This window comes from Kocuria oceani (genome assembly GCF_029524215.1).
Classification (GTDB): domain Bacteria; phylum Actinomycetota; class Actinomycetes; order Actinomycetales; family Micrococcaceae; genus Kocuria; species Kocuria oceani.
Map to the genome: position 1 here is coordinate 310,893 of NZ_JARAMH010000001.1, position 13,471 is coordinate 324,363.

The window sequence follows — 13,471 nt, forward strand, 5'->3', positions numbered from 1 at the left end:
CGACGGGGAGGGCCGGTCGCGGGCGACGGTGCCCAGCAATAACCGACCGTTCGTTCACCTTACGATCGCATGAGCGCGCGCGCGGGGTCAACAGGGACCGCGTCCGTGAGATCCTGGCGTCTTCACGGAAGTTCAGCGCACGCACAGTGCAGACACGATCCGGCGTCCGCCGCCGGGGTCACGGAGGTGCAGGATGTCGTTCCGGGAATCCATGGAGCTCGTCGGGGAGGTCGTCGACGTCGCCGGGGTCGTCGCGATCGTCATCGGGGCGGTGGTGGCGTCCCTGCTGGCCGTGCGGGAGCTGCTGGGCCGCCGGGACGGAAGCCACGACGCCTACGTGAACTACCGGCAGCGCCTCGGCCGCTCGATCCTGCTGGGCCTGGAGCTGCTCGTGGCCGCGGACATCATCCGGACCGTGGCGATCACCCCCACGTTCGAGTCCGTGGGCGTGCTGGCCCTGATCGTGCTCGTGCGCACCTTCCTCAGCTGGTCCCTGGAGCTCGAGATCACCGGGCGGTGGCCGTGGCAGAAGGAGCCGGAGGCGGCCGCCCCGGCCGCCGGGCCCGCCGCGTCCTAGCGCTCCCGGGGCGTGGCGGACGCCTCCGCGCGCAGCCCCTCGCCGACCGCGGTGAGCCAGGCCTCCACGGAGGAGCGGGCCGCCGGGGTGCCGGGGAAGCGGGCCCGCAGGTGCAGACCGTCCGGGCCGACGACGAACCAGACCTGCACGCCCGTGGTCGGGGCCGAGGCGGAGACGTGCTGGGCCTGCAGCTCCGCCGGCAGGCTCACCGGGAGACGCCGGTAGTCCATGTAGGAGAGCATGAACATGCCCGCAGGGACGGGCATGCCGCCGTGCGGGCGCAGGATCGGCTCCAGCGCGTGCGAGCCCAGCTCCAGGGCCTCGCGCACGGCGGCCCGCCCGGCCCGGGGGTCGGCGTCGGCGCACTCGAGCACCGAGTTGGTGATGAACCAGCCCACGGCGTCACGCCACCGAGGATCGGTGCGGCTGTGCACGGGCAGCACCGCGCGCAGCGGCCGCCCGGCCAGCTCCAGGGTCGCCCGCGTCAGCACCGACACCAGCAGGGCCAGGAGCCGCACCCCGAGCGCCTCGGCGCGGGCCTCCAGGCGGGCCAGCGCGCGGGCGCCGAGGACCTCCCGGGTGGTCACGGTCTCGGGTGCCGGGTGCGCGAGGTCGCCCAGCGGGAGCGGGAAGACCGGCATGGTGCCCCCGCCGTCGGCGAGGATCCGCCCCCACCGCTGCGCGACCCGGGCCGGGGCCGCGGGACGGGCCGCCAGCTCGCGCGTGTGCTCGGCGAAGGAGGCCGCCGGGGGCCGGTCGCTGCCGGGCGGGCGCCCGGCGCGGACGTCGGCCAGGGCGTCGAGCAGGTCGCGCGCGAGCACGGGCAGGGACCACGCGTCCACGTGGGCGTGGTCGGCGGCGAGCACGACGACGACCGGACCGTCCGGCGGCTCGACCAGGCACAGCCGGTGGGAGGGCCGGGCCAGGGGCGAACAGGCGCCGTCGACCAGCTCCTGCAGGGCCGCCCGCGTCCCGGCCGGGCCGACGTCGTGACGGGACCAGAGCGGCTGCGCGGCGTCGCGGGCCTCGTGCAGCCGGACGCCGCCGCCGTCGCCGGTGGAGAACACGGTGCGCAGCGTGTGGTGGCGGGCCACGACACCGGCCCAGGCGCGGCCCAGGTCCTCGTGCAGGACCGGGGCCGGCAGCTCCAGGGCCACGCCCATCCACGTCCCCGGGCGGGAGCCGGCGCCCACGTGCATGCCCTGGTCGAAGGACACCGGCAGCCGCCGGCCGGTGCGCGTGACCGGGACCGTGCAGCTGGAGAGCCGCCCCTCGGGCAGCCGGGCGTGCGTGATGTTGGTCAGCCGCATGGGCACCTCTCGATCGCGTCAGGGGCAATCTCACCCGGAACGCGTGTGCGGTCCAGCGGCCTCCACGATGCAGGCGTAGCGTGGCCGCATGCCGACGCTCGACCTCGACCGCTGCCGACTGGCCTACGACGTGACCGGTTCCGGCCCCCCGGTGGTGCAGCTGCACGGGCTGCTGTCCGACCGGGCCTCCAACGCCGCCGGGGGCCTGGACCTGGCCTCCGGACTGGCCGGGCACCGCGCGGTGCGCTACGACGCCCGCGGGCACGGGCGCTCCGCGGCGGAGCCGGTGGCGGCGGACTGGGCCTGGCCGCGCCTGGCCGCGGACCTGCTGGACCTGCTGGACGCCGTGGTCCCCGGGGAACCGGTGCACGGCATCGGCCCGTCCATGGGTGCGGCCACCCTCCTGTACGCCGCCCTGGCCCGGCCCGAGCGCTTCCGCTCCCTCACCCTGTGCGTGCCGTCCACGGCGTGGGCCTCCCGCCGCGGCCAGGCGGCGGCCTACCGGCGGGGGGCGGAGCTGGTGGAGCGGCACGGCCTGGGGGCCTACCTCCGGGCCGGGCGGGCCGCTCCCCGCCCGCCGGCCGTGGCCGACCGCGGGACGCACCCGCCGCGCATCGACCCCTCCCTGCTCCCCACCGTGCTGCGCGGTGCCGCCGCCACCGATCTGCCGCCGGTCGAGGAGCTGGCCCGGATCGGGCTGCCGACCCTGGTGCTGGCCTGGTCGGAGGACCCCACCCACCCGCTGTCGACCGCCCGGGCGCTGCGCGCGGCCCTGCCCGGGGACGCCCTGCACGTGGCGGGCACCCCCGATGAGCTGGCGCGGTGGCCGCGACGGTGCGCGGACTTCGTGCGGGCGGTGGAGGCGGGCCCCCGGGGCGGCGGGGCGGGCTGAGCAGGGGTCAGAGCCGTTTGCCGGCGGTGAGGGAGGCGGTCATGAATTCGGCGACGACCTGTTGGGAGATGGCCACGTCGAGGACGAAGACGCCCTCGTCGTGGGTGTCCAGCCAGTGCTGCAGGTGCTGGAGATCGGCCAGGGTGGTGGCCTTGGTCCCGGCTGCGCCCATCGCCTGGGCCAGGGCGGTGAAGTCGACCTCGTCGATGAGCATCGCGGTGGGGTCCAGGCCCTGGGAGGCGTACTGGTGCAGCTCGGCGCCGTAGGCGGAGTCGTTGAGCACCACGATCACCCCGCGGTGGGTGGCGCGCAGGAAGGTCTCGAGGTCGGCCAGGCCCATCAGCCCGCCGCCGTCGCCGGTGACGAACACGGTGGTGCGTTCGGGGCGGGCGGTCGAGACCCCGGCGGCGGCGCCGAAGCCCAGGCCGATGGACTGGAAGGCGGTGCCGACCAGGACCATGGCCTGGGGGTCCGGGACGGTGAGGTACATCGGGGCCCAGCCGATGAAGTGGCCCCCGTCCATCACCACCGAGCGCTGCTCCGGGAGGATGTCCTCCAGGGCGGCGACCACCGCGCGGGGGTTGAGCCGGCCGTCGGGGCCGAACTCGGCCGGGTCCTCCACCGGGGCCGAGGAGCGGTAGGTCTCCCCGGCGACCTCGGGGGCGCCCGCCCGCCAGGTGCGGGCCGGGTCCGCGGCCGGGGTGCGGGCCAGCAGCCCGGCCAGGGCCACTCCGAGGTCGGCGCGGAGGTAGTCGGTGACGGCCGGGTGGGCCACCGCCTCCTCGGGTTCGTTGTCGATGCGGATCATCCGGGTGCCTTCGGCGAAGAGGGTGCCGTAGCGGGACTGGAAGGCGTTCAGGCTCGCCCCGGCCACCAGCACCAGATCGGCCTGGCGGGCGGTGGCCAGGCGGTGGTCGCGGGTGAAGCCTCCGGCGATGCCGAGGTTCCAGGGGGAGTCCACAGCACCCACGGCCATCACCGAGGTCATGAACAGGGCTCCGAGCCGGTCGCCGAGCTCGGCCAGTTCGGTGCCGGCCCCGGCCAGCAGCACTCCGCGCCCGGCCAGGATCAGCGGGCGGTCCGCGGCGCGCAGCAGTCCCGCGATCCGGTCCAGCTCCTCGGGGCCGGGCTGCCAGGTCTTCTTGGCCGGCAGCGGCTCCAGGTCCACCGGCTCGGTCAGGGCGGCGGTGGCGCAGTCGTAGGGGATCGCCAGTACCACCGGCTGCACGGTGCGGGCGGCCAGGTCGAAGGCCCGGTGGGTGATCGCCACCGCGTTTCCGGGGGTGGCGACCAGGGTGGTGACTCCCACCGCGGCGGCCGCGGCGGTCTGGTCGATGTCGAAGGGCCGCCGCCCCGTGGTGGGGGCCTCCCCGGCCACGAGGACCAGGGGGATGCGGGCCAGGCGGGCCTCGGCCAGGGCGGTGTAGGTGTTGGTGAACCCGGCCCCGTAGGTCGTGGTGGCCGCCCCGGTCCGGCCGGTGGCCCGGTGGTAGGCATCGGCCATGGTCACCGTGGCGGCCTCGTGCCGGGCGGAGGTGAAGCCGAAGCCGGCGGAGGTGAGGTGGCTGATCAGATGGGCGTTGCCGTTGCCCATCAGCCCGAACAGGTGATCGGTGCGCGCGGCGATCACCTCTGCGACGGCGGTCGAGACCGTGGGCAGCGAGAGGTCGGTGGTCATGGGCGGGGTCCTTTCGGCGGGGCTCGGGGCGGAGCCCCGGGGTGAGGGGGCGGGATGTGCTCGGGGAGGTCCTGCACGGGTGGAGCCGCCCGCCGGCACCCGTGGGGGTGCCGGCGGGCGGCTCGGTGCGCGGCCGGGGGCCGCTCGGTCAGTCCCGCCGCTTCTCGGCGGACTCCGCGGACGCGAGGATCTCGGCGGCCTCGGGGTGCTCGGAGACGTAGTCCCGGTGCACGTCCTGCACGTGCAGGTCGATGCCCTGGATGCTCTTGGGCACCATGGAGACCGCGACGAGCGAGATGATCGCCAGGACGGCGATGTACACGCCGATGGTCCAGGAGATCCCGGTCTCGTTGAGCAGCAGCTGGGCGATCATCGGGGCGAAGGCGCCGCCGATGATGGAGCCGAGCGCGTAGCCGATCGAGACGCCGGAGTAGCGCACCCGGGCCGGGAACATCTCGGCGTAGAGCGCGGACTGCGGGCCGTAGGAGAGGCCGAGGCCGAGGGTGAGGACCACGATGGCCGCGGCGAAGATCCAGGTGACCCCGGTGTCGAGCAGGAACCACATGGGCACCGCCCACAGGATGATGACGACGTAGCCGATCTGGAAGGTGCGCACGCGCCCGACCTTGTCCGACATCGCACCGCCGAGCATCGTGAACACGAGCCATCCGAGGCCGCCGATGAGGGACGCGATCAGGGTCGCGGAGCGGTCCATGCCCAGGGACTTGGCGCCGTAGGAGGCGAAGAAGGCGATGACCAGGTAGCCGGCGGCGTTGTTGGCGGCGAAGATCAGCGCCGCGAGGGTGACCTGCTTGGAGTTCTTCTTGAACAGCTGCCCCAGGGGAGCGGAGGACTCCTTCTTGCGCAGCTGCATCTCCTTGAACACCGGGGACTCGTCCACGGCCTTGCGGATCAGGTAGCCCACGATGATCAGCGCCACGGAGGAGAGGAACGGAATGCGCCAGCCCCAGGCCTGGAAGTCCTCGGGGGACATCATCGAGGTGAGCGCGAACATGAAGCCCGTGGCCAGCAGCATGCCGATCGGCACGCCGATCTGCGGGTAGGCCCCGAACAGGCCGCGCTTGTGCCGCGGGGCGTGCTCCACGGACATCAGGGCCGCACCGCCCCACTCGCCGCCGGCCGAGAAGCCCTGGATCACGCGGAAGAGGATGAGCAGGACCGGGGCCCAGATGCCGATGGTGGCGTAGGTGGGCAGCAGGCCGATCAGCATGGTCGCGGCGCCCATCCCCACCAGGGTGAGGACGAGGACGATCTTGCGACCGTACTTGTCGCCCAGGTGGCCGGCGACGACGGCGCCCAGCGGGCGGAACAGGAAGCTGATGCCCAGCGAGGCCCAGGCGACGACCTGGGCGAGGCCGGCGTTGGCGGACTCCAGCGGCTCGAAGAAGAGCGGGGCCAGGACGAAGGCGGCCGCCTGGGCGTAGATGAAGAAGTCGTACCACTCGATGGTGGTGCCCACGAGCGTGCCCGCGAGGACCTTGCGCTCCTCGTGGGACATCTCGTGCCGCCCTGCCGGGGCGGTGTCAGCGTGCGCCATGGGATCTCCAGTGTGGTCGGGGACGGGGTCGTCCTCGGCGGAACCGAACGCCTAATAACCGAACGTTCGGTAGTTCAAGGAGATCTTACGGAGGAAAGTGACACCTGTCACTATGGATGCACCACGATCGGATGCCGCGCCGGTATTGTGACGGAGCCCGCCCGTCGGCGAGGGGGCTGAGAATCGGCCGGGCACGAACGGCCGTGGATGCGCCTGCCGTCCGGGTGCTCCTGCGGCCCGGGCCGGGATCCGCTCAGCCGTACAGCCGCTCCGAGGCCAGGCGTGCGCCGGCCGTGAGGGACTCCAGCTTGGCCCAGGCGATCTGCGGGTGCAGCCGTCCGCCCAGTCCGCAGTCGGTCGAGGCGACGACGTTCTCCCGGCCGACCACCGAGGCGAACTGCTCGATCCGGTCCGCGACGAGCTCGGGGTGCTCCACGACGTTCGTGGAGTGGGAGACCACTCCGGGGATGATCACCCGGCCCTCGGGCAGCGGGTGCTCCTTCCAGACCTTCCACTCGTGGGCGTGGCGGGCGGAGGCGCCCTCGAAGGTGTAGCCGCCGGCCTCGATGGTCAGCATGAGGTCCACGAGGTGCTTGAGCTCGAGGTCCGTGGTGTGCGGGCCGTGCCAGGAGCCCCAGCACAGGTGGAAGCGCACCTGCTCCTCGGGGATCCCGCGCAGCGCGTGGTTGAGGGCCTCGACGCGCAGCCGGGTGAACGCCAAGTAGTCCTCCACCGTGGGCTCCGGGTTGACCTGGTCCCAGGACTCCGCGATGGAGGGGTCGTCGATCTGCACGATCAGCCCGGCGCCGGTGATCGCCAGGTACTCCTCCCGCATCGCGTCGGCGCACGCGTACACGAGCTCCTCGTCGGTCCGGTAGTACTCGTTGGTCACGCGCGCGCAGGAGCCGGGGGACAGCGCGGCGACGAACCCGGTCTCCGCGCCCGTGGCCGCCATGGCGGCCTTGAGGTTGCGGACGTCGGAGGCCACCGCCTCCTGGCCGGTGTAGGTCAGCGGCCCGGTGATCTTCGGCTGCGCGGTCGAGGAGCGCCCGGTGAGGATGCCCGACGCCGGGTCCTCGTACGCCTCCCGGAACCGCTCCCGGTCCCGGCGGTCCGGGAAGCTGGTGAGCACCACGTGTCCGGGCGAGGAGCGGCGGCGCTCCGTGGACGCCCACCGGTCCTCGTCCGTGGGCGTCAGCCCTCCGAGGCGCGAGAAGGAGTAGTTCCACCAGGCCCCGTAGTCGACGGCGCTGGACATCGTGTGCCCGTACTCGCCGTCGTTGACGACGTCCACGCCGGTCTCCCGCTGGCGCCGCACGACGTCCTCGACGCCCGTGGCGAGCTCGTCCGTGAGCTGCTCGAACGTGATCGCCCCCTGGGCGTGCTGCCGGTTGGCCTCCAGGAGGCGGGGGATCCGGGGCAGGGAGCCCACATGGGTGGTCTGCACGCGGTCGGTGTTCTGCAGGGTCATGGAGGTGCTCCTCGGAGTGGGGCGGCGGGGGCGGGCAGCGGGGAAGGGTGGCGGGGGCGGGGGGAAGCGGGGCGCTCAGGCCCAGAGCCGGCGCGAGGCGAGCTCGGCGCCGCGGGCGAGCGTCTCGAGCTTCGCCCACGCGATCTGCGGGTGCACCCGCCCGCCCAGGCCGCAGTCGGTCGAGGCGATGACGTTCTCGCGCCCCACGAGCCTCGCGTAGCGCTCGATCCGGTCGGCGACGAGCTCGGGGTGCTCCACGACGTTGGTGGCGTGCGAGACCACGCCGGGCAGGATCAGCTTGCCCTCGGGCAGGGCGTGGTCCTCCCAGACCTTCCACTCGTGCTCGTGCCGGGCGTTGGCGCCCTCGAAGGAGTAGGCGCCCGCGTCGATCGAGAGCAGCAGGTCCACCAGGTACCTGAACTCGAGGTCCGTGGTGTGCGGGCCGTGCCAGGAGCCCCAGCACAGGTGGAAGCGGATCCGATCCTGGGGCAGGCCGCGCAGGGCGTGGTTGAGGGCCTCCACCCGTACCTGGACGAAGCGCCGGTAGTCCTCGACGGCCGGCTCCGGGTTGATCTGGTCCCAGGACTCGGCGATGGAGGGGTCGTCGATCTGCAGCACCAGGCCGGCGTCGAGGATCGCGGTGTACTCCTCGCGCAGCACGTCCGCCCACGCGTAGAGGAACTCCTCCTCGCTCGCGTAGTGGTGGTTGCCGATCCGCGCGGCCGAGCCGGGGGACAGGGCGGCGACGAAGCCCTCGGCCGCCCCCGTCTCCCGCAGCGCGGCGGTGAGGCCCGCGACGTCGGAGGCCACCGCGGCCTGGCCGGTGTAGGAGAGCGGGCCGGTCGCGGCCGGGAACACGGGCGGCGGCAGGTCGGGGTCGGCCAGGTGGATGCCGGAGGAGGGGTCCGTGTAGGCGTCGTGGAAGGCGGCGAGGTCCCGCCGGTCCAGGAAGCTCGTGAGCACCACGCTGCCGGGGGCCGAGCGCTTCGGGACGTGGATGTCGTTGTCGTCGACGATCTCGAGCCCGCCCGTGCGGTCGAAGGAGTAGGTCCACCACGCGCCGTAGTCCACCGAGTGGGTCATCGCGTGGCCGTACTCGCCGTCGTTGACCACGTCGATGCCGGCCTCGCGCTGGCGGCGCACGACGTCCACGACGGCGTCCCGCAGCAGGCGGTCGAACTCCTCGGTACCGGCCGCGCCCGGGAGGCGGGCCTCGTTGGCCTGCAGCAGCTCCGGGGTCCGGGGGAGGGACCCGGCGTGGGACGTGAGGATGCGGTCGGCACTGTGCAGCATGGGGCGCTGTCCTTTCCATCGGTCCTGGCGGTAGCACCGGGGCGGAGGGCGCGGGGCCGTCCGTGCGGGTTGCTGCGGCGTCGTCGAGCCAGGTCTCTCGGCCGCTCTGGATGGTGACGACCCCATCCAATCCCACGGCCGGGACGTTGCGCCATTCGGGAGCCGCGTGACGGGCATGACGCCGTGTGACGCGCGGGTCCCTGCTCGCCGTCGTGCTCCGGATCACATACCGTGACGGTGACCGGTGCCCCGGACCCTGTGGGCGCGGCGGACGGAAGGAAGGTTCCCCATGTTCCAGGACCACGGCCTCGAGGGCCGCACCGCGCTGGTGACCGGTGGAGCGAGCGGCATCGGGCTGGCCGCGGCCCGGGCTCTGGCGGGCGCCGGGGCGCACGTGGTGGTGGCCGACGTCGACGAGGCCGGTGCGCAGCGGGTCGCGGACGAGCTCGAGGGGCGGGCGTGGGCCGTCGACCTGCTCGACACCGCGGCGCTGGCCGGGCTGAGTCTGGAGGTGGACGTGCTGGTGAACAACGCCGGCATCCAGAAGGTCGCCCCGATCCAGGACTTCGACCCCGCCGACTTCCACCGGATCCTCGTGCTCATGCTCGAGAGCCCGTTCCTGCTGGTGCGCGCGGCCCTGCCGCACATGTACGAGCGGGGCTGGGGGCGGGTCGTGAACATCTCCTCCGTGCACGGGCTGCGGGCCTCCCCCTACAAGAGCGCCTACGTCGCGGCCAAGCACGGCCTCGAGGGGCTGTCCAAGACCGTGGCCCTGGAGGGGGCGGCGCACGGGGTGACCAGCAACTGCGTCAACCCCGGTTACGTGCGCACCCCGCTGGTGGAGAAGCAGGTCGCGGACCAGGCCAGGGTGCACGGGATCCCCGAGGCCGAGGTCGTGGAGCGGATCATGCTCGGCGAGACGCCGGTGAAGAAGCTCGTGGAGCCCGAGGACGTCGGCAGCCTCGTGGCGTGGCTGGCCGGACCGCACGCCGCCATGGTCACCGGCGCGTCCTACACGATGGACGGCGGCTGGACGGCGCGCTGAGCGGGCCGGGGGCCGCTCAGCGGTGGCCGAGCTCCCGGGAGAGCCGGTGGGCCTCCGTGAGCAGCGCCCGCCCCAGGAGCCCGCGGCGCTCCCCGGCGAAGCGGGGCTCGATCCCGGTGAGGCTCAGGGCGTAGACGGGGGCGCCGGTCGTGTCGAAGACGGCCGCGGCCATGCCCCAGCTGCCCTCCACGATCAGTCCCGGGTTCACCGCGAAGCCCTCCCGCCGCACGTCCTCCAGCAGCTCGCGGATCCGCTCGGGGGTGTGCAGCGGGCCCCACTCGGCGCGGGCGGCGGGCGTGGCGGCGAGGATCCGCTCCACCTCCGCGTCCGGCAGGTGGGCCAGGACCGCCAAGCCGGCCGAGGCCACGCCCAGCGGCAGCCGCAGGCCCTCGTACAGCACGTGGGAGCGGATCGGGAAGGCCCCCTCGACCCGGGCCAGGCACACGGTCTCGGGTCCGCGGCGGGCCGAGAGGAACGCGCTCTCCCCCGTGGCCTCGGCGAGCCGGCGCAGCGACGGTCCGGCCAGCTCCCGGATCGGGTAGCGGTGGGCCGCGACCGCGCCCAGCACGTAGAGCTCCGGGCCGAGCTGCCACGCCGTGCTGCCGGCCGGGCGGTCCACGAGCCCCTCCTCGGCCAGGCCCGTCAGGAGGCGGTGCACGGTGGGGCGCGTCAGCCCGGTCGCCGCCGCGAGCTCCGCCACGGTGCTGCCCTCCTCCCGCCCCGCGACGGCGCGCAGCAGCTGCGCGACGCGGTGGACCACCTGGGTGCCCGGGCCGGCCCCGACCTTTCCCGTCATGAACTCCACTATATGGACATTGCGCGACCTGATGGCCGGATGCTGAGGAAAGCCCGCGGGATCCCGGCGCACCGGTTGACCGGTATGTGGGGTGTTCCTAGATTGAGTCCTGGGTCACAGATCACCGACAGGAAGGGACAAGGGTGTCCAAGGTCATCGACAACGCCGCCGGGCTGCTGGCGGAGCAGCTGCGGGACGGCATGACGCTCGCCGTCGGCGGGTTCGGGCTCAGCGGGATCCCGCGGGACCTCATCGAGGCGGTCCGCGACTCCGGGGTCACCGGTCTCACGGTGGTCTCCAACAACATGGGCGTGGACGGCAAGGGCCTCGGGGTGCTGCTGGAGAACCACCAGGTGACGAAGGTGCTCGCCTCCTACGTGGGCGAGAACAAGCTCTTCGCCCAGCAGTACCTGGACGGCGAGCTCGAGGTCGAGTTCAATCCGCAGGGCACGCTCGCCGAGCGGCTCCGGGCCGGCGGCGCGGGCATCCCCGCCTTCTACACGAGGACCGGGGTCGGCACCCTCGTGGCCGAGGGCAAGCCGCACGCCGAGTTCGACGGCGAGACCTACGTGCAGGAGCGCGGCATCGTCGCGGACATCGCCCTGGTGCACGCCCACACCGGTGACACCGACGGCAACCTCGTCTACCGCTACACCGCGCGCAACTTCAACCCGATCGTCGCCACCGCGGGGAAGGTCACCGTCGCCGAGGTCGAGCACCTCGTGCCGGTCGGCGAGATCCATCCGGACCACGTCGTGACCCCCGGCGTCTACGTCCAGCACGTCCTGCAGTACAGCGGTGCGCCCAAGGACATCGAGCAGCGCACCGTCCGCCCCCGCCCCGCCACGGCCGGGCAGCCCTCCCCGCAGAACGGAGACCAGGCATGAGCTGGACCCGCGACGAGATGGCGGCGATCGCCGCCGTGGAGCTCTCCGACGGCGACTACGTCAACCTCGGCATCGGCATCCCCACCCTGGTGGCCAACAACCTGCCCGAGGGCGTGAACGTGGTGCTGCAGTCCGAGAACGGCGTGCTCGGCATGGGCCCCTTCCCCTACGAGGGGGAGGAGGACCCGGACCTCATCAACGCGGGCAAGCAGACCATCACCCTGCTGCCCGGGGCCTCGATCTTCGACTCCGCCACGTCCTTCGGGATGATCCGCGGCGGCCACGTCAAGATCGCGATCCTCGGGGCCATGCAGGTCTCCGGCTCGGGCGACCTCGCCAACTGGATGATCCCCGGCAAGATGGTCAAGGGCATGGGCGGGGCCATGGACCTCGTCGCCGGCACCCCGCGCGTCGTCGTGCTGACCGAGCACGTGACCAAGGACGGCTCGGCCAAGATCAGGACCGAGTGCGACCTCCCGCTCACCGGCGTGGGCGTGGTCGACCGCATCGTCACGGACCTGTGCGTCTTCGACGTCGAGGACGGCGGGCTCGTGCTGCGCAGCCTCGCCCCCGGCGTCACCGAGGACGAGGTCCGCGCGAAGACCGAGGCGTCCTTCCGCACCGACCTGCAGGACGTCACCCCCGAGAGCGTCCCCACCGAAACCGTGTCCACCGCACCAGGTGCTGCCGAGGAGAACCGATGAACACCCCGAACGACGTCGTCGTCCTGTCCGGCGCCCGCACGCCCCAGGGCAAGATCCTGGGGCAGCTGGCGTCCCTCACCGCGGCCCAGCTGGGCGCCCACGCCATCACGTGCGCGCTCGAGCGGGCCGGGCTCACCCCCGAGCAGGTCGACTACGTGATCATGGGCCACGTCCTGCAGGCCGGTGCCGGCCAGAACCCCGCCCGCCAGGCGGCGGTCACCGCCGACATCCCGCTCCGGGTGCCCGCCGAGACCGTCAACAAGGTGTGCCTCTCCGGGCTCGTGGCCATCACCAACGCCGCCCGGATGATCCGGGCCGGCGAGGCCGAGATCGTCGTGGCCGGCGGCCAGGAGTCCATGACCAACGCCCCGCACCTCGCCGCGGGCGTGCGGCAGGGCAAGAGCTACGGCGACCTCCGACTCGAGGACTCCGTGGCCAAGGACGGTCTCGTGGACGTCGCCGCCTGCGTGTCCATGGGCTCGCTCACCGAGTCCGGCAACGGCGAGCGGTCCATCTCCCGCGCGGAGCAGGACGAGGTCGCGGCCCAGAGCCACCGGCGCGCGGCCCGCGCCACCGCCGACGGCGTCTTCCGCGAGGAGATCGCCCCGGTGACGATCCCGCAGCGCAAGGGCGACCCGCTCGTGGTCGACTCCGACCAGGGCATCCGGCCCGACTCCACGGCCGAGTCCATGGGAAGCCTGCGGCCGGCGTTCGCGGCGGACGGCACCATCACCGCCGGCAACTCCTCGCCGCTGTCCGACGGGGCGGCCGCCGTGGTCCTCACCAGCAGGGAGTACGCCGAGCGCCACGGACTCGAGTACCTGGCCGTGGTCGGGGCTCCCGGCCAGGTCGCCGGGCCCGACACCTCGCTGCACTCCCAGCCGTCCCGGGCGATCGAGGCCGCCGTGGCGAAGGCCGGGTGGTCCGTGCAGGACCTGGACTTCATCGAGATCAACGAGGCGTTCGCGTCCGTGCTGATCCAGTCCCTGCGGGACCTCGACTATCCGCTGGAGCGGGCCAACATCCACGGCGGCGCCGTGGCCCTGGGCCACCCGATCGGCGCCTCCGGGGCGCGCCTGGCCCTGCACGCGGCCCTCGAGCTCTCCCGCCGCGGCTCCGGCAAGGCCGCGGTCTCCCTCTGCGGCGGCGGCGGCCAGGGCGAGGCGCTGCTGCTCCACCGCGACTGACCCGGCTCCGCCCACGGGCCACGTCCGGCGCGGGTGACCACGGGGTCGCGTGGTCACCCGCGCCGGACGTCGT

At 73.5% G+C, this 13,471-nt stretch carries 12 protein-coding genes and 1 riboswitch; of the genes, 6 read left to right on the forward strand and 6 right to left on the reverse strand.

What is annotated here, in order from left to right:
- The first annotated feature begins 193 nt into the window (after positions 1–193).
- A complete protein-coding gene (locus tag PU704_RS01545; RefSeq protein ID WP_047802120.1) occupies positions 194–577 on the forward strand; it encodes a DUF1622 domain-containing protein in 384 nt (127 codons plus the stop codon).
- Here PU704_RS01545 and PU704_RS01550 read toward each other — a convergent pair.
- Positions 574–1,887: a condensation domain-containing protein gene (locus tag PU704_RS01550; protein WP_277549841.1), complete on the reverse strand. Its 1,314-nt coding sequence runs from the start codon at positions 1,885–1,887 to the stop codon at positions 574–576. The genes PU704_RS01545 and PU704_RS01550 overlap by 4 nt on opposite strands.
- An 88-nt stretch (positions 1,888–1,975) precedes the next feature.
- Here PU704_RS01550 and PU704_RS01555 point away from each other — a divergent pair, with 88 nt between their 5' ends.
- Entirely contained in the window at positions 1,976–2,779 is an 804-nt protein-coding gene (locus PU704_RS01555) for an alpha/beta fold hydrolase (RefSeq protein ID WP_277549842.1), read from the forward strand.
- 7 nt (positions 2,780–2,786) lie between these two features.
- Here PU704_RS01555 and PU704_RS01560 read toward each other — a convergent pair whose 3' ends face one another.
- The 4 genes from PU704_RS01560 to PU704_RS01575 all read right to left on the reverse strand — a co-directional run bounded on the left by PU704_RS01560 (position 2,787) and on the right by PU704_RS01575 (position 8,779).
- Positions 2,787–4,457: a thiamine pyrophosphate-binding protein gene (locus PU704_RS01560; RefSeq protein WP_277549843.1), complete on the reverse strand. Its 1,671-nt coding sequence runs from the start codon at positions 4,455–4,457 to the stop codon at positions 2,787–2,789.
- 148 nt (positions 4,458–4,605) lie between these two features.
- A complete protein-coding gene (locus PU704_RS01565; protein ID WP_277549844.1) occupies positions 4,606–6,015 on the reverse strand; it encodes an MFS transporter in 1,410 nt (469 codons plus the stop codon).
- Between the two features lie 253 nt (positions 6,016–6,268).
- Entirely contained in the window at positions 6,269–7,486 is a 1,218-nt protein-coding gene (locus PU704_RS01570; protein ID WP_277549845.1) for a cobalamin-independent methionine synthase II family protein, read from the reverse strand.
- A gap of 75 nt (positions 7,487–7,561) precedes the next feature.
- Positions 7,562–8,779: a cobalamin-independent methionine synthase II family protein gene (locus tag PU704_RS01575; protein WP_277549846.1), complete on the reverse strand. Its 1,218-nt coding sequence runs from the start codon at positions 8,777–8,779 to the stop codon at positions 7,562–7,564.
- A 12-nt stretch (positions 8,780–8,791) separates the two neighbouring features.
- Positions 8,792–8,896, reverse strand: a riboswitch (SAM riboswitch).
- A gap of 172 nt (positions 8,897–9,068) precedes the next feature.
- On the opposite strand from PU704_RS01575, the gene PU704_RS01580 reads away from it, so the two are divergent.
- Entirely contained in the window at positions 9,069–9,824 is a 756-nt protein-coding gene (locus PU704_RS01580; RefSeq protein ID WP_277549847.1) for a 3-hydroxybutyrate dehydrogenase, read from the forward strand.
- Positions 9,825–9,840: 16 nt separating this feature from the next.
- Here PU704_RS01580 and PU704_RS01585 read toward each other — a convergent pair whose 3' ends face one another.
- Positions 9,841–10,620: an IclR family transcriptional regulator gene (locus PU704_RS01585; protein WP_277549848.1), complete on the reverse strand. Its 780-nt coding sequence runs from the start codon at positions 10,618–10,620 to the stop codon at positions 9,841–9,843.
- A gap of 143 nt (positions 10,621–10,763) precedes the next feature.
- On the opposite strand from PU704_RS01585, the gene PU704_RS01590 reads away from it, so the two are divergent.
- From PU704_RS01590 to PU704_RS01600, 3 genes are read left to right on the forward strand one after another with little or no spacing between them, the layout of a single operon-like run.
- Positions 10,764–11,507, forward strand: a complete 744-nt coding sequence (locus tag PU704_RS01590) for a CoA transferase subunit A (protein ID WP_277549849.1) — start codon at positions 10,764–10,766, stop codon at positions 11,505–11,507.
- Positions 11,504–12,211: a CoA transferase subunit B gene (locus PU704_RS01595; RefSeq protein WP_277549850.1), complete on the forward strand. Its 708-nt coding sequence runs from the start codon at positions 11,504–11,506 to the stop codon at positions 12,209–12,211. The genes PU704_RS01590 and PU704_RS01595 overlap by 4 nt, the downstream gene beginning before the upstream one ends.
- Complete coding sequence (locus tag PU704_RS01600; RefSeq protein ID WP_277549851.1) at positions 12,208–13,398, forward strand: acetyl-CoA C-acetyltransferase; 1,191 nt, start codon at positions 12,208–12,210, stop codon at positions 13,396–13,398. The genes PU704_RS01595 and PU704_RS01600 overlap by 4 nt, the downstream gene beginning before the upstream one ends.
- Positions 13,399–13,471 lie beyond the last annotated feature (73 nt).